Raw genomic sequence first — 24,475 nt, 5'->3', positions numbered from 1 at the left:
CCTCACCGTGCACCTGTGGCAGGCGGGCCGGTATCTGGCCGCCGCCGCCAACCGGGGCGAGGGGCCCGCCGCCGCGGTGGTGTTCCGGCAGCTGCCGGACCTGCTGCCCCTTGGCCGTGAGCTGCCCGGGGAGATCCGGGACCCGGCGGAGCGGGCCCGGTTCCAGGAGGGTGTCCAGGCGCAGGAGGCCGCGATCGAGAAGGCGCTCGCGGAGCTGTGAGCGGGCCGGTCCGGGCCGGGGGGCACCCCGGCCCGGACCGGCCCGCCGCGCTCCGTACGCGTACGGCCTGCGCGCACGGCTACGCGTACGGCCCGCGCGCACGGCCCGCACGTACGGCCTGCACGCACGGCCTGCACGTACGGCCGTGCGCGTACCGCCTACGCGTACGGCCTACAGGTGCGTCGGCTCGAACATCCGCAGCAGGGCCGGGAGCACGACGACGGACGGACCCGGGGCCGCCAGCGCCTTGCCGAGGTCGGCGGCGAGGGACTCCGGTGTCGTCACGACGGCCGGTACGCCGAAGGACTCGGCGAGCGCGACGAAGTCCGGGCGGGACAGCTCGGTGCCGGTCGTCTCGCCGAAGGCGCCCGTCATGTACTCGCGCAGGATGCCGTAGCCGCCGTCGTCGACGATCAGCCAGGTCAGCGGCAGGTCGTACTGGCGGGCGGTGGCCAGCTCGGCGATGGAGTACATCGCGCCGCCGTCGCCGGAGACCGCGAGCACGGGCCTCGTCGGGTCGGCGGCCGCCGCGCCGATGGCCGCCGGGAAGCCGTAGCCGAGGCCGCCCGCGCCCTGGGCCGAGTGCATGGTGTTGGGGCGGCGGGCGTCGAACGCGGACCAGGCCCAGTACGCCAGGATCGTCATGTCCCAGAAGCTGGGCGCGGTGTCGGGCAGCGCCTCGCGGACGGCGGCGAGGACCTGCTGCTCCAGGGTCAGCTCCTGGGCGTCGATCCGTACCCGTACCTTCTCCAGCACCGTGGCCACGCGCTCCGCGGCGCCCGCGTCCTCGCGCCGCTCGACGGCCTCCAGGAGGTCGGACAGGGCCTCGCGGGCGTCGGAGTGGATGCCGAGCGCGGGGTGGTTGGACTCCAGCTTCCCGGCGTCCGCCTCGATCTGGATCACCCGGCCGCGCGGGCGGAAGGTGTGGTAGTTCGAGGAGAGTTCGCCGAGCCCCGAGCCGACGACGAGGAGGACGTCCGCGTCCTCCAGGAAGTCGGTCGTGTGCCGGTCCTCCAGCCAGGAGCGGAGCGAGAGCGGATGTTCCCAGGGGAACGCGCCCTTGCCGCCGAAGGTGGTGACGACGGGGGCGTCGAGTTTCTCGGCCAGCGCGCGCAGCTTGCCGGAGGCGTCGGAGCGTACGACTCCGCCGCCCGCGATGATCACCGGGCGTTCGGCGTTCGACAGCAGGTGGGCCGCGGCGACCGTCAGCTCGGGGCGCGGGTAGAGGTCGCGCGGGGTGGCGTCCATGGCGCTGACGACCGGGAGCGCCGTCTCGGCGAGCAGCACGTCCTGCGGGATCTCCACCCAGACCGGCCCGTGCGGGGCGGACAGCGCGGACTCCCAGGCGGCGGCGATGGCGGAGGGGATCTGCGAGGCGGACCGCACGGTGTGCACGGACTTCACGATGTCGCGGACGGAGGCCTGCTGGTCGCGCAGCTCGTGGAGATAGCCGTGCCGCCCGCCGCCGAGCCCCGCCGTGGGGATCTGGCTGGAGATCGCGAGGACGGGCGCGGAGGCGGCGGCCGCCTCCTGGAGTGCGGCGAGCGAGGTCAGCGCCCCGGGCCCGGTGGACAGGAGCAGCGGCGCGACCTCCCCCGTGATCCGGCCGTACGCGTCGGCGGCGAAGCCCGCGTTGTTCTCGACGCGGAGTCCGACGTAACGGAGGGAGGAGCGGCGCAGCGCGTCGAACATGCCGAGCGCGTGCTGGCCGGGCAGCCCGAAGACGGTGGTCGCGCCGAGCCCCTGGAGGGACTCGACGACGAGGTCGCCGCCGTTGCGGCCGGCCGGCGGGGCGAGGACGGCGGCGGCCTGGTCGGCGGTGAGCTGCGGCCGGTCGTCGTGGTCGTGGCTCACTTGGACGCGGCCCCCTTCGCCTTCTCCGCGGCGATCTGGCGGGACATGATCGTCGTCAGCTCGTACGCGGCGTGCGAGGCGGCCACGGAGGTGATCTCGGCGTGGTCGTACGCCGGGGCGACCTCGACCAGGTCGGCGGAGACCAGGTGGCAGGAGGAGAGCCCGCGCAGGATCTCCAGCAGCTCGCGGGAGGTGAGGCCGCCGGCCTCGGGGGTGCCGGTGCCGGGGGCGTGCGCCGGGTCCAGGACGTCGATGTCGATGGAGATGTACAGCGGCCGGTCGCCGATGCGCTGCCGCAGCTGGTCGGCGATCTCGTCGACGCCGCGCCGCATGACGTCGGCCGAGGTGACGATGCCGAAGCCCATCTTCTCGTCGTCGGTCAGGTCCTGCTTGCCGTAGAGCGGGCCGCGGGTGCCGACGTGGGAGAGGGCGGAGGTGTCGAGGATGCCCTCCTCGACGGCGCGGCGGAACGGGGTGCCGTGGGTGTACTCGGCACCGAAGTAGGTGTCCCAGGTGTCCAGGTGCGCGTCGAAGTGGAGCAGGGCGACGGGCCCGTGCTTCTTGGCGACGGAGCGCAGGAGGGGCAGGGCGATGGTGTGGTCGCCGCCGAGGGTCATCAGGCGTGCGCCGGTGCCCAGGAGGTCGTCGGCCGCGCCCTCGATGGTCTCGACGGCCTCGTTGATGTTGAACGGGTTCGCCGCGATGTCCCCGGCGTCGGCGACCTGCGCGAGGGCGAACGGGGAGGCGTCCTGCGCCGGGTTGTACGGGCGCAGCAGCCGGGAGGCCTCACGGATGGCGTTGCCGCCGAAGCGGGCGCCGGGCCGGTAGGAGACCCCGGTGTCGAAGGGCACGCCGACCACGGCGACGTCGGTGCGGCCGACCTCGTCGAGCCGGGGCAGCCGGGCGAACGTCGCGGGCCCGGCGTACCGCGGGACGCGGGAGGAGTCGATGGGGCCGCGCGGCGCATCGGTGCTGCTCATGGGAGTGTGCCTTTCCTTCGGTTTCGTACGGTGTCAAGTGTGCGGGGTGCGACGGACAACCCCGGCCCGTCGGGCCGCAGACAGCCCGTCCGGCCATCTCGCGCCCTCCCGGCCGCATTCAGCCCGTCCGGCGATTGAGGACGTCTCTGGGCCCGGCCGCCCACATCAAGCCCGCCCGGCGATTGAGGGCATCATTGAGGTCGGCCACATCAAGCCCGCCCGGCGATTGAGGGCATCATTGAGGTCGGCCACATCAAGCCCGCCCGGCGATTGAGGGCATCATTGAGGTCGGCCACATCAAGCCCGCCCGGCGATTGAGGGCATCATTGAGGTCGGCCACATCAAGCCCGCCCGGCGATTGAGGGCATCATTGAGGTCGGCCACATCAAGCCCGCCCGGCGATTGAGGGCATCATTGAGGTCGGCCACATCAAGCCCGCCCGGCGATTGAGGGCATCTTTGAGGTCGGCCGGACCGGTGCCAGGGTTCCGTCCTCAAACGCCGGACGGGCTGGGGTGCACGCCGGACGGGCTGGATGCGCGCCCCGCCAACCGCTCGCGCCAAGCGTCAAGCACCACCGCGTCCGTCGGCGGCGTCGCCAGCGAGACGACGACGTACACGGCCAGCGACGCCAGCAGCCCGTAATAGATCGGCTGGTTGGCGAGGATCCCGTAGTGCGCCATCAGCCCGATCACCGCGACACCCCCGACGCACACCGCCGACAGCGCCCCCGCCGCCGTGCCGCGCCGCCACAGCAGCCCGCCGATGATCGGCACGAGCAGCCCGCCGACCAGCAGGTTGTACGCGACGGTCAGCGCTTCGACCACGTCGTTCAGCACGATGGCGATGAGGATGACGCCGACGCCCATGATCAGGATGAAGACCCGGTTGCCCTTGACCTCGTCGTGCGGTTCCTCGCTGCCCCCCCCCCCCCGGCCGACCGCCCCGCGGATCCGGGACCAGATGTCGTTGTTGGCGACGGTGGCGCAGGCGATCAGCGCGCCGGAGGAGGTCGACATCACGGCCGCCAGCGCGGCGGCGAGCACCAGTCCGCGCACGCCCACCGGCAGCTCGTCCTTGACGATCGTCGCGAAGGCGGCGTCCGAGCTGGCCAGGTTCGGGTACATCACCTTGGCGGCGGTGCCGATGACGGCCCCGGCGATGGCGTAGACGAGACAGTACGTACCGGCGACCGTGCCGCCCCAGCGCGCCGTCCTGTCGCTGCGCGCGGTGAACACGCGCTGCCAGATGTCCTGCCCGATGAGCATGCCGAACGTGTAGATCAGCACGTACGTGAAGATCGTCTCGCCGCCGATGCCGAGCGGGTCGAAGTACTCGGTCGGCAGCTGGGCCTTCATCTCGCTGAAGCCGCCCGCCTTGACGACGGCGATCGGCAGCAGGAGCAGCAGCACCCCGATGGTCTTGACGACGAACTGGACCATGTCGGTGAGCGTGATCGACCACATGCCGCCGAGCGTCGAGTACGCGACGACGATCGCGCCGCCGAGGACGATCGCGAGGGTGCGGTCCACGTCGAAGAGGACGTCGAAGATGGTGGCGTACGCGATGGTCGAGGTGACCGCGAGCATCAGGGTGTACGCCCACATCACGACGCCGGAGATGATCCCGGCCCGGCCGCCGTAGCGCAGGTCGAGCATCTCGGAGACGGTGTAGACCTTCAGCCGGGCGATCCGCGCGGAGAAGAAGACGGACAGCGCGAGCAGGCCGAGGCCGATGGTGAAGACCATCCACGCGCCGGAGAGGCCGTACTGGTAGCCGAGACCGACGCCGCCGATGGTGGACGCGCCGCCGAGGACGATCGCGGCCATGGTGCCGGAGTACATCCCCGGGCCGAGGCGGCGTCCCGCGACCAGGAACTCGCTCTTCGACTTGGCGCGGCGCATGCCCCACCAGCCCATGGCGAGCATGCCGGCAAGGTAGACGACGATCACGGCGTAGTCGACAGCCATGGGCTTCCCTCCGTCTCGCGCAAACAGATGTACGTGCGAGGAAGACGGTAGGTGGCCGAAAGCCGACGCTGAAGTGTACGTTTCCTCCATCCTCGACGCACTGAATGGATGAAACGTCCATGCCGAACCCTTCCGCGGGCCCCCCGCAGACGACTCCGCCGGCCGGCCCGCCGACCCCGCCCATCCCGCTGGCGGAACTCCTGGCCCGCGAGGAGCTGGGCCTGCGCCGGATCGCGGGCCCGGCCGACGCCGATCTGCTCTGGGTGCACACCTCGGAGATGGCCGACCCGTATCCGTATCTGCTCGGCGGCGAACTGCTGCTGAGCGCGGGCGTGCTGCTGACCGACCCGGACCACTACGTCGGCCGACTGGTGGAGGCGGGGGCGGCGGCGCTGGGTTTCGGGGTCCGGCCGGTGCACGAGACGGTGCCCCGGGCCCTGATCGAGGCGTGCGACCGGGCGGGTCTGCCGCTGCTGGAGGTGCCGCCCGAGACCCCGTTCACCGCGATCGCGCGGGCGGTCTGGCGGCTGATGGCCGAGGCGCGCCACCGCGAGCTGCGCCGGGTGACCCGCGCCCAGCAGGCGCTGGCGACGGCGGCGGCCCGTCCCGACCCCGTACCGGCGGTCCTCCACCAGCTCGCGGCGCAGCTCGGCGGCCGGGCGGTCCTGCTGACGGCGCGGGGCGAGGAGGTCCACGCGGCGGGCCGCCGCCCGGACCCGGAGGCGGCGGGGGCCCTGACCCGGCTGGCCCGGGTGGTCGCCCGCGAACGCCCCGGCTCCCCCTCCTCGGCCACCGACACCCACGGCGGCACCCACCTGTCCGCGTACGCGCTGGGCGGCGGCGAGGGCCTGGTCCTGGCGCTGGCGACCCGGCGACGGGAGTCCGGCGACCACACGGTGGCGGGCATCGCGGTGGTCCTCCTCTCCCTCCTGGCCGCCCCCCACCAGGGCGCGGACGCGGCGGGCCGTTCGGCGGCCCTGGTCCGCATGCTCCTGGGGGCCTCCCCCGCCGAGGTGGCTTCGCTCCTCGGCTCCGCCGGCCCCTGGACGGTGATCCACGCCCGCCGCACGGACGGCGCCCCGGCGGACGCCCTGACGGCCGGGGCCCTGGGCGCGTCGCTGGGCACGGCCCTGGTCGACGCGGGACGCGGGGCGGGCGAGGCGGTCCGGCTGCTGCTGGGCCCGGGCGGCGGAGCGGGCCCGGGCGGCGGAGCGGGCCCGGCGGAGGGCGGGGAGCCGCTGAACGACGATCCTGCGGTGACGGATCCACCACCGTCCCGCTCCGCCCACCTCACCCCGAGGCCCGGCTGGACGCTCGGCGCGTCCGCACCCACCCCCGTCACCGCTCTCGCCACCGCCGACACCCTGGCCGCCCGCGCCCTGGCCCACGCGCGGGCGACCCGCGCCCCGTTGACGGTGGACGCCCCGACGAGCGGCCTCGCCGCGCTGGTCCCGCCCGAACAGGCGGCCGCCCACGCCCGCGCCCTCCTCGCCCCGCTCACCGCGCCGTTGGCCGACACCCTGCGCTGCTGGATCTCCCTCCACGGCAGTTGGGACCGTACGGCGGTGGCCCTCGGCGTCCACCGCAACACCGTCCGTCAACGCGTCGGGCGGTGCGGGGATTTGCTGGACGCGGACCTGGACGACATGGACGTACGGGCGGAGTTGTGGTTCGCGCTGCGACAGACATGACCACCGGCCCGGACCCACCGGGCCCACTGGGCACCCCGGGCCCACTGGGCACCCCGGGCACCCCGGGCACCCCGGGCACCCCGGGCACCCCGGGCACATAAGCCTTCGCGCCTCCGTGGCGCGCTGACTAGTCTCCGCGCATGGCCTCACTCGCGCGGCACCGCCTGTCCCCTGCCGGCACCGGCCCGGCGCTGCGCGCCCTGCGCGCGTGGACACCGCCCGACGCCCCGTCCGGGAGCCTGCACCCCGGCGACGTGGGCTGGCTCCTGCGACTGGGCGACGCGGCCGTCTACCTCTGGACCGACGCCCGGACCTCCGCAGGGACCGAGGCCCGCGCCTCCTCGCGGTCCTCCTCGCAGGCCGAGGTCCGGTCCGGCGATGCGGCGAAGGCGGCACCCGTGGCGGTCGGCTTCCTCGACGGCCCCGTGCTGCGCGTGACCGCCGCGCCCGACGCCGACCTCGGAGCGCTCGCGGCGGACGCGGAGCACCTGCTCGTACCCGGCAACGACGCGACCGACGGCCTGCCGGTGCCCGGCTGGGAGCCGGACACCGAGGAGCCGTGGCTCGTCTTCTCCTGGGCCCCGGAGCCGATGTCGAGCCGCGCGGTACAGCTCACCGGGTCCGACGCCGCCGACCGGGCGCTGGTCCACCGAGCCGCCTTCGCGGGCTCCACGTTCTCCGTCGACCACTGGCGCAGGATGAAGGAGTCCCCCGCGGGCCACCTCGCCGTGGAGACGCTCGTCCGCACGCCCGCCGGGGACCCCGCCGCCGCCGCGACCGGCTGGTTCGGGGGCACGGGCCGATGCGGCCTGCTCGAACCGGTCGGCACCCATCCGGACCACCGCGGCCACGGCTACGGGCGCGACGCCGTACGGGGCGCGTGCGCGGCGCTCGTCGACCGGGGCGCGAGCGCGGTGGCCGTCCTGACGCCGGCCGGCAACGAGGCGGCGGCAGCGCTGTACCGGTCGGCCGGATTCACCCTCGTACGCGAGAACCACGACTGGACGCGCCCCGGCCGGGTGTGAACACCGCGTCCCGGCCCCTGGTGTGTACTCCACAACCGCCCCTCGGTATGTTGCAGTGGCAAAGGGGGACGGTGTGGCACGGGATTACGACAGTCAGTTGCTGGAATCGGTAGGGGTACGCCGCCGCAGGACGCGGGATGCTCTGCTCTTCGGCATGGGGCGCGCACGGCGCACCGCCGACGAACGGCTCGGGAAGGTATTCGCGGGCATCGCCATCACCGCCGTGCTCTGCGCCGGGTGCGTCGGCTGGTCCTTCCTCCAGCACACGTTGGACAAACAGAAGGCCGAGCAGGAGAAACAGCAGCGGCAGGCACAGCGGTACGAGCCGCCGACGCATTCCTCCGGCCCGGCGAAGGGCCCCTGATCAGCTCCGGCCGAGAAACGACGAAGCGGCCCGAAATTCACCAGGCGGGCACCTATCGCAGGCGAGATTTCGCCGAGCACGGAAATGCGCCAACCACGCAATGCCCTATGCCTCATTGGCCCGAAATTTCGGTACATCACGATGATAGGTTTCCGTAAGTGGTGAGCACAGCAATGACGTCCCGATCGGAACTGAGCCGGGTGACCCTGGTCGGCGAGCGGCGCCGGGCCGACATCGTGCTGCCCTCGGACACGCCCATCGGTCAACTACTGCCGGACATACTGCGGTTGCTGGATGACCGCGCGGCTTCACGGCCGTTGACCCGGCAGTTGATCGCCTCCGACGGTTCGGCCCTGCCGCACGACAGCACGCTCGCCTCGGCCGGCGTCAGCGACGGCGCCGTGCTGCGCCTGGTCAGGACCCACGCGGCTCCACCCGCCCCGGTCGTCCACGACGTCACGGACCAGGTGGCCGACAGCCTCGACCTGCAGGCCTGGCGCTGGCGTCCGGCCGCTCGCAGGGTCACCGCCGGGGCGTCGACCGTGGCCTTCGCGGTGATCGCCGCCCTGTTGGCCCGGCGCGAATTCCCACTCGGCACCCTGGCCGTCGCGTTGGCGGCCGCCACCGTCGTCCTGCTGGTGGGTGGTGCGCTGTGCGCCCGGATCGGAACGGGCAACCGCGGTCTGGCGACCGCGCTGCTGTTCGTCTCGGGCGGCCTCGGCGTCCTCACGGCCTGGACCGCCGCCGACGCGTACGGCTGGTCGGGCCCGGCCCGGCTCGCCGCCGTGGCGACGGCGGTGGCCCTGGCGCTGCTGCTGCTCGGGTTCTTCTCGCCGCTCGGCCGCGGTGGTCTGATCGGCGCCGGAGCCACCGCCGCCGTCACCGCGGTGTGGGAGGCCGTCGCCGCCGTGGAGCCGGATCCGGCCCGGCTGGGCGCCGTGATGGCGGTGTTCTCCGTGGTGCTGCTCGGCGTGCTGCCCCGACTCGCGCTGATGGCGTCCGGCCTCACCGCGCTCGATGACCGGCGGTCGGGCGGGGCATCGGTCAGCCGTCACGACGTGGCCGACGCACTGACCGCCACGCACCGTGGACTCGCCCTCGCCACCGTGGTCACCGCGTCGTCGGCGACGGCGGCGGGCTGGCTCCTCACCCTGACCGCGCGACCGACCGTGTGGACGGTGCTCCTGCCCTCACTGGTAGCCGTGGTGCTGCTGTCGAGGGCTCGCGCGTTCCCTCTGGTGGCCGAGGTGGTGGCCCTGTTCGTCGGCGCGGCGGTCCTGCTCGTATGCCTCGTGACGCTGTGGATGGAGCAGCCGTCCGGCGGCGCGGGCCCCGTCGTGGTGCTCGGCGTGGCGGCGCTGCTGCCCCTGCTCACCCTGGCGGTGGAGCCTCCCGAGCATGTACGGGTGAGGCTCCGGCGCACCGCCGACCTGATCGAGTCCATCGGCATGGTGGGGCTGTTCCCGCTCGCCATCGGCGTGTTCGGCGTCTACGGCCAGTTGCTCGACAAGTTCTGACATTCATGCGCGGGCGGCTCCGGTCGGGGCATCGGAGCGGAGGAGAAGGGCAGACATGCCGAACGCGGACAACTGGCAGGGTGATGTGCTGCGCGACCTGAGGGGAACCCCTCCTCCGCAGCGCGCGCAGAGCCCCAGTGCGGCACACGGCCACCATCCGGCACAGGAACAGCAACAGCCTCCGCAGGAGCAGCCGCAACCGCGTACGGGTGCGCGAGCGCCGGGGCCGAGAACGCCCGCGTCGCCCCCCGCTCCCGCCACTCCCACGGCACGTGCGCGACAGCCCGCCCGGTCCCCCGACTCCCGGCCCGTGATCGACAGCGCGCTGTCCGGCACCGCACGCCGCCCCCGGCAGGGTGAGCCGGCCGCCGCGCGGGTCTCACGCGCGGTACGCCGGATCGTCTCCTCGTCGGCGGCCCGCGAGGTCGCCGAGATCACCCGCACCGCCGAGCGGATCCAGCAGCCGGTGACGACCGGCCGGCAGATCGCCGTCACCTCCATCCGGGGCGGCGCGGGCAAGACGACGGTGGCCGCCCTGCTCGGCACGGCGTACGCGCACTACCGCCAGGACCCGGTCCTCCTCGTCGAGGCCGATCCGGCGCTCGGCTCGCTGCCCCTGCGTCTGGGAGCCGAGACGCTGCGGTGGACCACGGCCGATCTGGCGGACATCGTGGAACCGCAGATGTCACTGCTCGACGTCACCGGATACCTCGTCCAACTCCCCGACAACGCCTGGCTGCTGCCCGGCAGTCAGGGGAGGATCGGGGCGATGCTGGACACCGCGGCGTACGAGCGGGTCATGGTCGCGCTCCGCCGCTACTTCGGGGTGACCGTCGTCGACTGCGAGACGCTGCCCGCCGAGGTCGCCCGGGTCGCGCTCTCCGCCGCCCAGGCCCGGGTACTGGCCGCGCCCGCCACACTGGACGGCATCACCAGCACGTACGCGGTCCTCCAGTGGATGCAGGGGCTGCCGCGCCACATGATCGCCGGGACCGTGGTGGCGCTCACGAGCACCACGTCCCGCCCAGGCATCGATGTGGAGGCGGCCGCCGAGAAGCTGCGGTCCACCGGCGCGACCGTCCACGTGCTGCCCCACGACCGGCATCTGGCGGCAGGCGGGGCACTCCGCACCGAACTGCTCGCCCGGCCCACGCGGCTGGCCGCCACCCGCCTGGCCGCCGAGGTCTTCCAGCTCTCCCAGGAGCGCCGGTGACCGCGATGGGGGGCGTTGCGCCCGCCACGGCCGACGCCACAGTCGCAGCCGTCGCAGCAGCTGCTTCCACCGCTTCCGCCACCGCTTCCCCCGCTTCTTCCGCCACTTCGTCCGCCACCGCTTCCCCCGCTTCTTCCGCCACCGCGAACGCCGGACCACGCCCATGAGCACCCGACTGATCCACCGCCCCGCCCGGACCACCCGTCCCCCGGCCGCGCCCACGCCCCGCACCATCGAGGCCCCGCCCAACCTCCCCGAGGGGAAGGCGGGCAACATCGCGATGTCGCTGCTGCCGGTCGCCGGGGTCATGTCGTCCGTCGTGATGATGACGGTCGTCCGCAACAGCCAGTTCGCCGCCCTCGGCGCCATCATCCTCCTGGTCACCGTCATCGGCTCCGTGGCGCTGCTCTTCTCGCAGCGGGGCAAGGCCCAGCGCACCCGACGCACGCAGCGCGAGGCGTATCTCGCCTATGTGGAGGACCTGCGGGAGAAGTTTTCGGGCGAGGAACGCGAACGACGTGAGCGCGCCGACGTCCTGAACCCCCCGCCGTACGCCCTGTACGACATCGTGCGGGACCCGGCGCGGCTCTGGGAGCGGCGCAGGGTCGACGACGACTTCCTGCGGGTGCGGGTCGGCACCGGCGAGATGCCCGTACGGGATCTGGGAATCGCCGAGCCGGGCTCGACGGTCCTCGCACCACCCGACCTGTTCATGCTCAACGAGGCCTCGGCGCTGGTGAACCGGTTCCGCAACGGCACCGAACTGCCCCTCACCGTCCCGCTGGACCGGATCGGCAACGTCAGTGTGATCGGCCCGCGCGAGGACTGCCTGCGGGTGGCCCGTGCCCTGCTGGTCCAGACGGCGGCCCTGCACGCACCCGACGACGTGGCGATCGCCGTCGCGGCGCCGGGCGATCGCATGGCCGACTGGGAATGGGCCAAGTGGCTGCCGCACCTGCTCGACACCGAGCGGTTCGACGGGCCCGTGGCCGCCCGCCGCATCGCCCCCTCCGCCCCACAGCTCGCCCGGCAGATCGGGGCGGAGCTGCGCCGCCGGGCCTCGTACGCGGCCGAGGTCCGCCGGGGCCTGGCCGGCCGGGACGCGCTGTCCATGAACTCACGGCTGCTCGTCGTCACCGACGGGCACGGCGAGGACGCCGTCGACCTGCCGCGCCCGGACGAAGCCGTCGGCCTGCGCGAGATGGGCGTCACCGTGCTGCATCTGCTGGAGCGGCGGGTGCAGGAACCGGGACACGTCAGCGTACGGATCACGGTCGACGGCACGGACGTGACCATCGAGGACCTGCGGACGCCTGAGCCCATGGAGGCGCACGGCACGGTGGACGAGGCGGGCGTCCCGTTCGCCGAGGGCCTGGCCCGGATGCTCGCCCCGCTGCGGCTGTCCGCCGAGTCCCTGGTCGACGCCCCGCTCTCCGGTCCGGTGGAGTTCGCGGCGATGCTCGGCATCGACGACGTGGCCCGCCTCGACCTGGAACGCCTGTGGGCGCCGCGCGGCGAGCGCGCCTTCCTGCGCGTCCCGATCGGCATCAGCGACTCCCACGAGCCGGTGCTGCTGGACCTGAAGGAGTCCTCGGAGCTGGGGATGGGCCCGCACGGGCTGTGCGTGGGCGCGACGGGCTCGGGCAAGTCGGAGCTGCTGCGGACCCTGGTCCTCGCCCTGGTGGCCACCCATCCGCCGGAAGACCTGGCGCTCGTGCTGGTCGACTACAAGGGCGGGGCGACGTTCGCGCCTTTCGCCGACCTGCCGCACGTGGCCGGGGTCATCACCAACCTGGAGAACCAGGCGGGGCTCGTCGAACGGGTCCACTCCTCCCTCGCCGGGGAGGTCAAGCGCCGCCAGCAGGCCCTCAAGGACGCGGGGAACGTCGCGGACATCGGGGACTACGCGGCTCTGCGCGCCGAGAAGCGGCCGGACCTGGATCCGCTGCCGCACCTGTTCGTGGTGATCGACGAGTTCGGCGAACTGCTCACCGCCAAGCCGGACTTCATCGACCTGTTCCTCTCCGTCGGACGGATCGGCCGCTCCATCGGCGTGCATCTGCTGCTCTCCAGCCAGCGCATCGAGGGCGGCAAGCTCAAGGGCCTGGACACCTACCTCTCCTACCGTCTCGGCCTGCGGACCTTCTCCGCCGACGAGTCCCGCACCGTCCTGGACACGACGGATGCCTTCCACCTGCCTCCGCTGCCCGGATTCGGCTATCTGAAGGTCGACACGAGCCACTACGCGCGGTTCAAGGCGGGCTATGTCTCGGGCGGCTACCGCGGTCCGGTCCGCGGCCCCGACGAGGAGGAGACCGGCCCGCTGGCGCTGCCGTACGAGGCGTACAACACCCTGGCCGGACCGGACGAGGCGCAGCAGTCCGCAGAGCCGACGTCCCGTCGCCGCGAGACGGGTCCGACCGAACTTGGCGTCATGGTCGCCCAGTTGACCGGAGCGGCTCCACCCGTACGGAGCATCTGGCTGCCGCCCCTGCCGACGGCCACCACGCTGGACAGCGTCGCCGGGCCGCTGGACATCGGGCCGCGTGGGATGCGGCTCACCGGGGCGGTCGCGGACGGACGCCGACGGCCTCTCCGCGTTCCCGTAGGCCTGCTCGACGACCCGGCCAGGCAGTGGCAGGGGCAGTGGTTCCTGGACCTCACGACGGCGGGCGGCCACGCGGCGGTGATCGGCGGTCCTCAGTCGGGCAAGACGACGCTGCTGCGCACGCTCGTCCTCTCCCTCGCGCTCACCCACACCCCGCGCGAGATCGGCGTCTACGGACTGGACCTGGTCGGCGGCGGTCTCCAGGCGCTCTCGGGTCTGCCGCACGTCGGCGGTGTCGCGGGCCGCGCCGACCGGGAACGGGCGGCCCGCACCGTCGAGGAGGTCCGCACGATGCTCGCGCTGCGCGAGGACCTCTTCCGCGAGCACGGCATCGACTCGGTCGAGCAACTGCGCACCCTGCACGCGGCCGGTCGGCTGCCCGAACTCGCGTCGGCCGAGGTCCTCCTCGTCATCGACGGATTCGGCGCGCTGCGCGACGACTTCGACGAGCTGGACGACGCGATCGCCGACATCCTCAAGCGCGGCGGTGGTTACGGCATCCACGTCGTCGCGGGCATGCTGCGCTGGAACGACGTACGCATCGCCATCCAGTCCAACTTCGGCACCCGCGTCGAACTGCGCCTCAACGACCCCGGCGAGTCCAGCATCGACCGCAAGCTCGCCGAGACCCTGTCACCCGACGAGCCCGGGCGCGTCCTCACCGACGGGAGGCTCTTCGCCCAGGTGGCGCTGCCCCGTACGGACGGGGTCGCCGACACGGCGGACCTCGGCCCGGTCCTGGAGCGTACGGCGCGTACGGTCCGGGCCACCTGGAGCGGCGAAGTGGCGCAACCGGTGCGCGTGCTGCCGCAGATTCTGGAGCCGCACTCGCTGCCCGGTCCGGCGGCCGAGCCCACGCGCGTACCGATCGGGCTCGACCAGTCGGCGCTCGCGCCCGTACTGCTCGACCTGTTCCAGCACGATCAGCACCTACTGGTGCTGGGGGACAGCGAATGCGGCAAGACGAACCTGCTGCGGACCGTCGCGCACGGTCTCATCGACCGTTACGGCGACGACGAGTTGGTGTTCGCCGTGATGGACCCGCGGCGCTCACTGCGCGGCGCGGTCCCGGAGGAGTTCAACGGCGGCTACGCGTACAACTCCAAGCTCTGCGCCGGTCTCTCGGCGGGCATCGCCACCGAGCTGGAGAAGCGCCTGCCCGACGAGAACGCCCGCCTGGAGGACCTGGAGCCGGGCCACTGGGGCGCGGGCCCGCGCATCGTCGTTCTCGTCGACGACTACGACGTCCTCACGACCGCCGGACAGTCGCCGCTGTCGCCGTTCCTGCCGTACATCCCCTCGGCGGTCGACATCGGCCTCCACTTCGTCCTGACGCGCCGGGTCGCCGGCGCCTCACGGGGCATGTACGAGCCGCTGGTACAGGGTCTGCGGGAGTCGGGCGCCTCGGCGCTCCTGATGGCGGGCGACCGCAGCGAGGGCCAGTTGTTCCCCGGCGTGTACGCATCCCAGCAGCCGCCCGGGCGCGGCGTGTTCGTCAGCCGGGGGCAGCCGAACCGCCTGATCCAGACGGTGTACGCGCCGATGTGAGACTCCTGGGCGCGGAACAACGCCCGCCGCCCGTGCATGCCCACCGCGGAACGACGAAGGACCGAAAGGACCGGACGACCACTCCATGACCAAGGACGTCATCGCTCTCACCCCTCGTATGCCCGACCCCTGGGCCGTGCTGGCCGGCCTCCTCTCGGGCGGCCCGGACAGGCTCGTGGGCACGCGGGGCGACGGGGCGGTGATCCAGCTCTGCGACACGGAGGGGCGCCCGCTCGTCTCCGTGGAGGCCCCGCTGGTGGTCTCCGTCGAGGGTGAGGCCGAGCGGCTGCTCGGCACCACGGCCCCGCCGGTCCCGTACTGGTGGACGGAGGCCCGCGCCACCACGGGCGTCGCGGAGGCGGAGCGGCTCGCGGGGACCTTCGCGACCCGACTCGCCGCGTTGGTGGGCGGTTCCGCCTGGCCGCCGGACGCGGCCGGATCGCTCGCCGTGGTGAAGACCGACGGCGTGAGCGTCGCGCCCGAACCCGCCGCCGCCCAGCCGGCCATCGACGTGCTCACCGGCAAGGTCGCGGTGGTCATCCAGGACCGCCCGGTGGTGGCGATGACGGCCTGGCTGTCCGACGCCTTCCGGGCGGCGGCGAAGGCGGGCCTCGGCATGCAGATCGTCAGCCCGGCGGGCACCACGCTCTCCCCCGCCGTGCGGGACGCGCTGGGCGGCTGGCCGTCCCGCTGGATCGTCCAGGACGAGCGGGACGGCTACTACGACGGACTGACCGGAGCCGTACTGCGCTGGCAGGACGGCGCGTTCGACCCGGTGCTCTCCTCCGACGCCACGGAGGACGACCCGCGCACCCCGGTGGCGGCCGCCTACCAGGAGGTCCACGACACCGGTGACCGCCAACTGGGCCTGACGTTCCGCATGGTGCACCCGGCGGACGAACGGCTGGTGCTGGGCGGCGGCCTGGAGACGGTCTGGCGGGAGCTGACGGGCGAACCGCCGGCCGGCTGGGGCACGTCGGAACCCGCGACCCTCCCCTGGTCCCCGGGCCGGCTGACCGACATCGCGTTCGAACGGGCGCCGGAACCCACATGGTTCGTCGTGGTCGGGAACCGCTCGCGACCGGGCATCGCGACCGTGCGCGTCACGCGGACGAAAGCGGGCGTGGAGGAGGAGGTCACCCTCGCCTTCGGCTACGGCGCCGACGAGGAACCTCCGCTGGACGCCCTGCCCGCGGCCGCCGAGGCGCTCGCCGCGCGCCACCACCTCCAGTCCATGCTCGTACAACTTCGCAAAGCACGCCGCGATGTGGCCGTCCCGCCGCGCTTCGAGGGCCCCGGGGTCCCGCTGGCCTTCGTGCTGGGCGCGGAGGAGGTCCGCGCGATGCCGGGCGACCGGGCGCGACGCACGCCCCTGGCGGAACAGCCGGTGCGGCTCGGCCCGAGAACGAGGCCGGCGCTGTACTACCCGCTGCCGGGGAACCCCTCGGATCTGGCGGGGTGGCGGGAGTTCGAGAGGCTGATGCGGCACCTCAAGGGGGCGTAAGGACTCGCCCGACTCCCTGGCTTCAATCTGGCCGATTGCAGATTGCAGTAGTGATGCCGAGGTTGATAGACAAGGATGTACGCGCAAGTAGGCGTGCGTTCGGTCGATGTAGTCGATGCGCTCGATGTTTCGAGGTAACGGGGGATGTCATGAAGTTCGACATGGGGGCGTCGGTCCTGTCGAGGCTGCTGTCGGACTCGCAGAGTGCGAGTACGGATCTGGGGACGCTGATCCAGCAGCTGATCGCGGCGGCGGAGCCGTTGGAGGGGAAGTTCAACGGGGCGGGGAAGGTCGCGTTCGACGATTTCAAGACACGTTCGGACGAGATCACGAAGGCGTTGAACGCGTCGTTGTCGGGGATCCTGGGCGGCCAGTCGGGGATGGACGCGGCGTTCGCTTCGGGCGACCAGGAGCAGGACGAGAACGCGAAGTCGCAGATGGCGTCGGCGAATTTCGACGCGGCGCGTTTCGGTGGCCGCTGAAACCGGTCATGGTGACCGGCTCGGCCACACATTTCTGTCTGACGGGGAGTTGAAGGACTGATGGCGGGCAGCACGGATCGGCGTTCGTACGACACGGGGGCTTCGACGGAGGTACAGGCGGCTCTCCAGGTGGTGATCGGCCGTCTGGAGCAGGTGATCACGGCGCGGGACGCGCAGGTGAAGGCGGCGATGAACGACTTCGCGGCCGATGGCGTGGCGGATGAGTACCACGGCAAGGAACAGCGGTGGAACGCGACGTCGCAGGAGGTGCGCAACATCATCCGGCTGCTGCGGACGACGTTGGAGAAGAACGACGGCACGGCCACGCAGACGCTGGCGCGGGCGAAGGCCGCGGTCGACGGCATCGGCTGACCGCCGGGGTGGTTCAGGTGTTCGCCCACCCTGCGGGGTGGGTCGGCTTTGTTGTGCGTACGGGGGCGTGGGATGACCGGGTGGGATATCAAGCCGCAGGGTGTGCAGGGCCAGTTGAAGGTGGTCGGCGGGCACGCGGGTGAGCTGGAGAAGGCGCTCAACGCGCTGATGAAGGACCTGATGGAGGCCGCGCAGGCGGCGGGGACCGCGGTGCCGGGTGGCACGAAGGCGGGCTCACCAATGGGGCCCGTGGCTCCGGGCCACCGGCTCAGCCCTGTGGCGGCGAGCGTGGTCGCGCCGACCGCGACGGGTCCGGTGGCGGCGGCGCTGGGTGAGTACGTCACCGCCCGGCAGGCCCAGCTGAAGTCGATGTCGGAGCGGATCCAGGCGGCGGTGCTGGGTGCGGCAACGGCGACGAACGAGTACGTGGAGGGCGACCTCGACACGGCGAAGCAGGCGCAGAACGCGGCGAAGGCGGTCCGTCTGGACCTGCTGAAGGAACTGCGGGGCACGAAGTGAGCGACACGGAGCCGGTCGACCCGTACGGAGTACCGGTGTTCACCGGTGATCTCGCGGTGCTGGACACGAAGGTGACCGCCCTGGTCGCGGACGCCGCGAAAATCGCGACGACCACGGGCGACGTCCACAGCAGCTTCGGCGGCCTGCATGCCTTCTACACGGCGCCGGAGGCGGACCAGCTGTTCGCGACGACCAAGCCGGTCGCGGACCGCGGGGCGGCGTTGAAGTCCGACCTGACGGTCGTCACCGGCGCACTCGGCGCCTATGGGGACGACGCACAGCCGCTGGTGGCGAAGCTGGAGCGGCTCAGGCAGGAGGCTTCGGCCTTCCTGGACAAGGCGAACGCGGACGAGACGTGGCGCGAGGACGGCGATCTGGTCGAGGAGAACAACCGCCGCCGCAACGAGATCGCCGAGACCTGGGCCGCGTTCCAGGCGGTGGAGCGCGCCTGCTACAACAAGATCATCTCCATGGTGCCCGGCGGCACACCGCTCAAGACCGATGACGGGTCGGGCGGGAAGGGCATGTACGGGTACGACGCCGAAGCCCTGAAGCAGGCCAAGGGTCTGCCCTGGGGCGACCCGGTCAAGGAGTCGACCCGGTGGTTCCAGTTCTACGAGCACGTCTGGGACTTCGGCAAGGGCTTCGTCGTGGACGGCGTCTGGGGCACGGTCAAGGGCCTGGGCACCCTGGTCGGCACCGAGGGCTGGGACTCCATGAAGCAGGCCTGGACCGGCCTGGGCAACCTCGCCACCGGCGTCGTCCTCACCGTCGCCGCACCCCATGTCCTGTGGCTCACTCCGGAGGACAAGCTGCCGGGCTTCGCCCGCGACGCACGCAACGCGATGAAGGAGACCGGCAAGGCCCTGATCGCCTACGACCAGTGGGGCGAGAACCCGGCCCGCGCCGGCGGCGCGGTCACCTTCAACGCCCTGACGACAATCTTCACCGGTGGCACCGGAGGCGCGGTCTCCGGCGCGGGCAAGGCGGCGGCAGCGGCCAAGGCCTTGTCGTTCGCGAACAAGGCGGGCCGCTACGCCGACCCGACGACGTACCTCTTCAAGGGCGCCGGAGCGGGCCTGACCAAGATCAGCGACGTCATGGCCGGCCTCAGGGGCACGGGCAGCGTCGAGATCCCGACGCTGCCGCCGGGTGCGATCACTCTGCCGGACGGCGGGTTCAAACTCGCGGACGGCACCCTGCACCTGCCCGAGGGCGCAGCACTCCCGGACGGCGCGTTCGAGATCCCGAGGAACTCGGTCAAGCTCCCGGACGGAGCGGAGATCCCCGCCGGAGCGATCGACCTCGGCGACGGCGTGGTCCACCTCCCCGAAGGCGTAGCCCCGCCCGCAGGCTCCCTGCCGATCCAGGAAGGCGCCCTCAAACTCCCCGAAGGCACCACGGCCCTGCCCGAGGGCACCTTCAAGGACTTCGACGCCGACGGCAACGTCGTCCACCTCGACCGCCAGGGCAACATCCTCGGGGAGGACGGCACCCTCAAGCAGCACCACACCGGTGCCCAACGCGAGAACCCGACGGACGGCGCTTCCGCCAGGACGGACGCGGACAGCCCCCTGCCCCGCACCCCGGCCGAACAATCAGCCCTCGTCGGCGCAGGCGCACGCGGTGGCAGCGACACGGCCCGGCTGGGCTCGGACGTGAGCGACGCGGGGCGGGTCGGCGACGACCTCGGCCGGACGGGCAACGACGCGCCAAGTCCGAACAGGGCACCGGGCGGCACCGCGAACAACCTGCCGACCAACAGCGTGGACAACGGCACGCCCACTGGTGGCCAAGCGTCTAACCATCCGAACGCCGACAGTTCGGGCAGCGGGACTGGTTCGAGTATGCCCACCCGTGGTGGCGGGCATGGCGGCAATGCAGGCACTGGCACCCATGCGTCGGAGACAGGAACCGCCCCTCATGGCGACGCCAGTACGACAGGCAGCGACGGTGCTAGCTCAGGCGTCCCACACCAGGGTGGCAGCGGGGGCCACGACGCCCCGAGTGGCTCCGATACGGGCAGTGGTCCTAACGATTCGCCCAACTCATCGCCCGGTGGTGCGGGAGACGAGCCGATGGACCCCAAGGTGGTCGACGAACGCATCAAGGAGTTGGACGATCGACAAGGCGGCCAAGGGCATGCGCCAGGCCGCCACCTCCACCCGGATGACCAGGCACTGGCCGACCGGCTCGGCTCGGTACTCCGCGACAGTAACGGGGCACCGAAGCTGTACGGGCCGAATTCGAACTATCCGGGACTAGTCAAGTCCGAAAATAACATCGACCCGTTGACCGGTACGGCAGTGGACGGTGTGACCGGCCGTGCGCACCGTGTCGGCGCGTTCGCGACGCGTTTCGACAACGCGGAAGACATGGTGCGCGCAGACGCTTATTTCCGCGACGAGATGGCACGTACCGGAAACGTTTCGGGCGAGACGCCGATCGAGGACGTACTAGGTGCTGGAGCTGAGGAAAGGTTCACGGGTTATTATCGCGACCCGGCCAACCTTGATGAATTTAAGCCGGTGGACTTCGAAGGTGGAACTATCGTACCTGTGTACCATCAACTCCCCGATGGACAGTACCGTCTGCATACCATGTTTGCCAATCCGAATCCCGGCCGCCATCCGTAATAAGGAAGTCTTTCAATGGACGCGCATTTCAGGAACTTTTTCAGGGTGTATCTGGACCTTGAGCGGGGGTACGAAAACACAGGCGAACTGAGGCCTACATTGCTGAGTTTCAGCGATTCATACGTCAAACTGATCCGCGAGGGATTTGAGCAGATCATGTCGGACGAGTCCTTCGGTCCGGACGAGTACGAAGGACTGACCGACATCGAATTCCCCGACAGAGAAACTCTTCACACCTATCTCCGCGACATGTACGACTACCTTTTCAATGATGCGCCGGAGCAGCCAATGCCGCCAGGCTACTAACACCCTACGCGAGGTATCGAGCTTCGATAAATTACGGGTTCGATCCGAGGGCCAGACAGGCCTCCGGCGGCGAAAAAAGAAAGACGCCCTTGATCGCCAGCACACCGGTCGCTCAATGGAATTGGGGCGACCGCGGGTACGACATCGTCTTGATCCACGAGGCCGTTCGCAGATTTTCGGCTGCCCTTGAAATCCTCGACCGCCACCACCTCGGAACACCGCACAGCGGTCAGGTCTCCGTGAAGATTCCGGAGCCAGGGCACAGGAGTTTCCTGACACAGCAGGAATACCCAGCCACCAGTGGTCTTTTGGGCGCCATAGAAGAAGGCACAAAGGCGGGAAACATCAGCGGTGTGGAGATGTTCACGTCGTGCGACGGCGTCCTGGAAAAAGAAGATGGCCCCGTGGCGACAGAAGGGCTCTTCAATCTCTCTGTGGACGTATCCGAAAGTTACTTCACCGTAGCGCTGGCGACATTTTCAGACGCTTGGATGCAATACGACCTCAAAGGCAAGGAGAACGATTCTCTGTTCCAATTGAATCGACCACGCCTCGCGGATCTCCTGAAGGATCTTTCGGTAGCAATACCAAGCCGGGTTGGATCCAGGCGATCCAACCCGGCTTGGTATTGCTACCGAAGAAGGGGTGAACAACCATTTCGATGACGATGAATCCGCCTCCAATGTGTGGATCCGCTTCGAAATTCCGCAGCGAAACAGCGTGTTCAGCCACACTCCACCGTTCCAGTCAACGTACAAGCGCGAGGCCAAAGGCCGAGTTGCCTACCTTCCCGTGCATGGCGAGAACGAGATTTTGGGCTACTTGTGGGCATCGGAGGCTGAGGGTGCCGCGGGCTTCGAGCCACGCGATGATGCCGATCTAGCCGGATATCACGCAGGGCTGGCATGGCTGAAGAAGCTACATGAAGCTTTCGAGCGTGGCTTGACGCCCTCCGCAGCCCTGGAGAGCTTCAGGGATTCTCCCGCTGACAGAACTTCAGGACATATCGTGAGTGAGTCACCGACTGCGACAATCGAGTTCTGGGCGCTTCGAAGGATGGCCGGCGAATAGAGCAGTCATTGCGCCCTTGTCGGGGCCCGGAAGGTGCGCGCTCCAGGCCCCGCAAAACCCCTCAGCCCAGCCAGCCCCCGAAGCGGACCGCCGACGGCTTCACGCCCAGGCTCGACTCGCCGAAGGAGACGCTGCCCTTCGTGACCGGGCCCGTGCGGCTGCCCTTGAGGAGCCAGACGCCTCCCTGGTTGGTGTTCTCCCCGGGGGCCGCCACCGCCAGCGTCGCCGGTACGCCCTTGGCCGGGGCCACTACGTGGACCTCGCCGCCGAACGCGTCGCCCTGCTCGTCGACTCCGGGGACGTTCGCCGTGGACTGGCCGATCACCTTCGTGCCGGCGGCCGTGATGCCCGAGGCGCGGCCCTTGAAGACCAGGACCCCGCCGGCGTCCTTGGCCGTTCCCACGTCCTCGCCCGCCAGGCCCACGACGACCTCGCCGTAGCCGTCGCCGTCCAGGTCTCCCACGGCGGCGCTCGCGCCCATGGCGTCGCCCTTCTCGTCGGCGCCCGGCACTCCGGTGGTGGCCTGGGTGATCCACTTAGGCTTCACGGCGGTGTTCTGGCCCTTGGGGCCTCCGAGGACGACCGCCACCGCGCCGCCCTTGCTCGGGAAGTCCAGGTCGCTGTCCATGCCGGTGGGCCGGCGGGTGAAGACCAGGTCCGGGTAGGCGTCGCCGTTGACGGAACCGACCGTCACCGTGGAGTGCTTCAGGTACGTCCCAGGCGCGGTGACGATGGGCGTGTAGGTGAAGCCCGTACCCGTCGACAGGTACAGCGACCGCCCGCCGCAGTCCGGCTCGTCGTCGCAGCCACTGCTCACCAGCAGGTCGTCCTTGCCGTCGTTGTTCATGTCCACGGCCTGCACTCGCTCGAAGACGGTGACGCCGTCGGCGGTGAGTGCCGTGCGCGTTCCGCCGACCGATCCGTCCGCGCCGATGTTCTCGTCCAGCACGATCTTTCCGACCCACTCGGTGCGGTCGATGCCGGCCGCGTCCGTCCGGCCGTCGCCGTCGAAGTCGCCCAGCGTGTATCCCTGGCCCCGGTACTCGACCGCCCGGGTGCCGAGGCCGCTCGTGCCGCCGAACAGGATGACCCGCGGGCCGTTGCCGGCCGAGACCAGCAGGTCGGTGTATCCGTCCCGGTCGATGTCGGCGGGCGTTCCCGCTCCGAAGCGGGCGTTCGCGGCGGCCGTGCCGGGGATCCCGGACGTGTTCTGGTTGATCACCCGGTGGCGGGCCGGGCTGATGCCCTTCGCGTCACCCGGGTAGACCACCAGGTACCCGGCCTTCTTGAGGCCGGACACGGTCCCGTCCGGCACCGAGGCGTACATGTCCTCGTATCCGTCCCCGTTGAAGTCGACCTGCTGACGCGCGGCGGCGACCGGCGCGGCCGCCACCGACGTACCGGAGAAGGCCGGTGCGGCGGCCACCGTGGCGGCGAGCGTCACGAAGACCGCCGAAGCGGTACGGAGTCGAGAAGTCTTCATCGTTGTTCATCCCCCTGGTGTGCGCACGTGCTCACTGCTGAGAAAGACCATCCGTGCCGCGAATGGTTGTGTACTCCGGGACAGATCCCTTTGCGTAGGAGGATGGCTCCGGTGCCATCTTCTTGCGCTATCAGCAAGATTGCATGCATCTGACGCAAGAGCCCGTACGCTCGATTTCATGGCTCACGAACACCAGCACCAGCACCAGCACCAGCACCAGCACCAGCACCAGCACGGACATGCGGCTCACTCCCACGGTTCCGACGCGACGCCGAACGGCCTCCCCGAGATCCTCGACCTCGACGCCGCCCTCTTCGCGCCCCACCTGACCGCGCTCACCGGCCGTATCGCCTGTCTGGCCGGTGACGACGTCCGCAACATCGTCGATCTCGGCGCGGGCACCGGGACCGGCACGTTCGCCCTGCTGGAGCGGTTCCCGACCGCCCGGGTGACCGCTGTCGACAGCTCCCCCGCAATGCTGGAGCGGCTCGCCTCGGCAGCCCGGGACCGGGGGCTCGGCGACCGCGTGCACACCCTGGAGGCCGACGCCGGTGCGGGGCTTCCCGGGGTCGTCGACGCCGACCTCGTCTGGGCGTCGGCGTCCCTGCACCACCTGGACGACCCCGCCACCGCCCTGGCCGGCATCCGCGCCGCGCTGCGTCCCGGCGGGCTGCTGGCCGTCGCGGAGGTGGACGGGATGCCGACCTTCCTGCCCGAGGGTGGGGAGCCGGGCGCGTTGGAGCGCCGCTGCCGGGAGGCCCTCGACGGCCTGCATGCCGAGCAGTTGCCGCACCGGGGGGCCGACTGGGGCTCGCTGCTGGTGGCCGCCGGCTTCTCCGTCGAGCAGGAACGCGCCGAGCCGTGGGAGCTGCGCGCCCCGCTGCCCGAGGGGGCGGGGCGGTACGCCTACCTCGTCTTCGAGCGCGTCCGCGACAACCTGGTCGGGCGCATCTCGGCGGAGGACCTGGCCGCGCTCGACCGGCTCATCGACGGAGGGCCCGAGGACGTACGCCACCGGGACGACCTCGTCGTACGGTCGACACGTGAGACGTGGATGGCCCGCCGCCCCGCCTGACGCCGGGGCCCGCCCGGCCCGGTCCGGCCCCGGCCAGG

Annotated in this window: 20 protein-coding genes; 16 read left to right on the top strand and 4 right to left on the bottom strand. The window is 71.3% G+C overall.

Annotated features, from left to right (window positions below; all coding sequences use genetic code 11):
- Window positions 1-7: 7 nt before the first annotated feature.
- The gene (locus AC3CH1_RS24395; RefSeq protein WP_488464880.1) at window positions 8-220 is read left to right on the top strand and encodes a hypothetical protein; all 213 of its coding nucleotides are present in this window, start codon (window positions 8-10) and stop codon (window positions 218-220) included.
- Window positions 221-391: 171 nt separating this feature from the next.
- Here the strand turns inward: AC3CH1_RS24395 and AC3CH1_RS24390 are convergent, their stop codons facing one another.
- The 3 genes from AC3CH1_RS24390 to AC3CH1_RS24380 form a co-directional block, all read right to left on the bottom strand.
- Window positions 392-2,074: a thiamine pyrophosphate-binding protein gene (locus AC3CH1_RS24390; RefSeq protein WP_488464879.1), complete on the bottom strand. Its 1,683-nt coding sequence runs from the start codon at window positions 2,072-2,074 to the stop codon at window positions 392-394.
- Window positions 2,071-3,054, bottom strand: coding sequence for an agmatinase (gene speB, locus AC3CH1_RS24385; RefSeq protein ID WP_488464878.1), 984 nt, complete (start codon window positions 3,052-3,054; stop codon window positions 2,071-2,073). Before speB ends, AC3CH1_RS24390 begins: the two co-directional genes overlap by 4 nt.
- Window positions 3,055-3,547: 493 nt before the next feature.
- The gene (locus AC3CH1_RS24380; protein WP_488464877.1) at window positions 3,548-5,023 is read right to left on the bottom strand and encodes a sodium:solute symporter family protein; all 1,476 of its coding nucleotides are present in this window, start codon (window positions 5,021-5,023) and stop codon (window positions 3,548-3,550) included.
- Window positions 5,024-5,127: 104 nt separating this feature from the next.
- Between AC3CH1_RS24380 and AC3CH1_RS24375 the strand changes: the two genes are divergently transcribed.
- The 14 genes from AC3CH1_RS24375 to AC3CH1_RS24310 all read left to right on the top strand — a co-directional run bounded on the left by AC3CH1_RS24375 (window position 5,128) and on the right by AC3CH1_RS24310 (window position 21,879).
- The gene (locus tag AC3CH1_RS24375) at window positions 5,128-6,714 is read left to right on the top strand and encodes a PucR family transcriptional regulator (RefSeq protein WP_488464876.1); all 1,587 of its coding nucleotides are present in this window, start codon (window positions 5,128-5,130) and stop codon (window positions 6,712-6,714) included.
- 140 nt (window positions 6,715-6,854) lie between these two features.
- A complete protein-coding gene (locus AC3CH1_RS24370) occupies window positions 6,855-7,739 on the top strand; it encodes a GNAT family N-acetyltransferase (protein ID WP_488464875.1) in 885 nt (294 codons plus the stop codon).
- A 73-nt stretch (window positions 7,740-7,812) separates the two neighbouring features.
- A complete protein-coding gene (locus tag AC3CH1_RS24365; RefSeq protein ID WP_488464874.1) occupies window positions 7,813-8,103 on the top strand; it encodes a hypothetical protein in 291 nt (96 codons plus the stop codon).
- Window positions 8,104-8,276: 173 nt separating this feature from the next.
- Window positions 8,277-9,620, top strand: coding sequence for a type VII secretion integral membrane protein EccD (gene eccD, locus AC3CH1_RS24360; RefSeq protein ID WP_488464873.1), 1,344 nt, complete (start codon window positions 8,277-8,279; stop codon window positions 9,618-9,620).
- Window positions 9,621-9,675: 55 nt separating this feature from the next.
- A complete protein-coding gene (locus tag AC3CH1_RS24355; protein ID WP_488464872.1) occupies window positions 9,676-10,833 on the top strand; it encodes a MinD/ParA family ATP-binding protein in 1,158 nt (385 codons plus the stop codon).
- A 163-nt stretch (window positions 10,834-10,996) separates the two neighbouring features.
- The gene (eccCa, locus tag AC3CH1_RS24350; protein ID WP_488464871.1) at window positions 10,997-14,989 is read left to right on the top strand and encodes a type VII secretion protein EccCa; all 3,993 of its coding nucleotides are present in this window, start codon (window positions 10,997-10,999) and stop codon (window positions 14,987-14,989) included.
- Between the two features lie 85 nt (window positions 14,990-15,074).
- A complete protein-coding gene (locus AC3CH1_RS24345; protein WP_488464870.1) occupies window positions 15,075-16,493 on the top strand; it encodes a DUF6177 family protein in 1,419 nt (472 codons plus the stop codon).
- A 149-nt stretch (window positions 16,494-16,642) separates the two neighbouring features.
- Window positions 16,643-16,975 (top strand): hypothetical protein, encoded by a 333-nt coding sequence (locus tag AC3CH1_RS24340; protein WP_453714060.1) that lies wholly within the window; start codon window positions 16,643-16,645, stop codon window positions 16,973-16,975.
- Between the two features lie 60 nt (window positions 16,976-17,035).
- Window positions 17,036-17,347, top strand: coding sequence for a pore-forming ESAT-6 family protein (locus tag AC3CH1_RS24335; RefSeq protein ID WP_488464869.1), 312 nt, complete (start codon window positions 17,036-17,038; stop codon window positions 17,345-17,347).
- A 72-nt stretch (window positions 17,348-17,419) separates the two neighbouring features.
- Window positions 17,420-17,866, top strand: a complete 447-nt coding sequence (locus tag AC3CH1_RS24330; protein WP_488464868.1) for a DUF6507 family protein — start codon at window positions 17,420-17,422, stop codon at window positions 17,864-17,866.
- The gene (locus AC3CH1_RS24325; protein ID WP_488464867.1) at window positions 17,863-20,502 is read left to right on the top strand and encodes a hypothetical protein; all 2,640 of its coding nucleotides are present in this window, start codon (window positions 17,863-17,865) and stop codon (window positions 20,500-20,502) included. The genes AC3CH1_RS24330 and AC3CH1_RS24325 overlap by 4 nt, the downstream gene beginning before the upstream one ends.
- Before the next feature lie 15 nt (window positions 20,503-20,517).
- A complete protein-coding gene (locus AC3CH1_RS24320) occupies window positions 20,518-20,808 on the top strand; it encodes a hypothetical protein (protein ID WP_488464866.1) in 291 nt (96 codons plus the stop codon).
- Window positions 20,809-20,897: 89 nt separating this feature from the next.
- A complete protein-coding gene (locus tag AC3CH1_RS24315) occupies window positions 20,898-21,473 on the top strand; it encodes a hypothetical protein (RefSeq protein ID WP_488464865.1) in 576 nt (191 codons plus the stop codon).
- Complete coding sequence (locus AC3CH1_RS24310; protein ID WP_488464864.1) at window positions 21,454-21,879, top strand: hypothetical protein; 426 nt, start codon at window positions 21,454-21,456, stop codon at window positions 21,877-21,879. Before AC3CH1_RS24315 ends, AC3CH1_RS24310 begins: the two co-directional genes overlap by 20 nt.
- Window positions 21,880-21,940: 61 nt before the next feature.
- Here AC3CH1_RS24310 and AC3CH1_RS24305 read toward each other — a convergent pair whose 3' ends face one another.
- A complete protein-coding gene (locus AC3CH1_RS24305; protein ID WP_488464863.1) occupies window positions 21,941-23,362 on the bottom strand; it encodes an FG-GAP repeat domain-containing protein in 1,422 nt (473 codons plus the stop codon).
- A 178-nt stretch (window positions 23,363-23,540) separates the two neighbouring features.
- Here AC3CH1_RS24305 and AC3CH1_RS24300 point away from each other — a divergent pair, with 178 nt between their 5' ends.
- Entirely contained in the window at window positions 23,541-24,437 is an 897-nt protein-coding gene (locus tag AC3CH1_RS24300; RefSeq protein ID WP_488464862.1) for a class I SAM-dependent methyltransferase, read from the top strand.
- The last annotated feature ends 38 nt before the right edge of the window (window positions 24,438-24,475 follow it).

The organism is Streptomyces sp. MGP-P1 (assembly GCF_057766565.1).
This window is presented reverse-complemented; position numbering and strand designations above follow the sequence as displayed.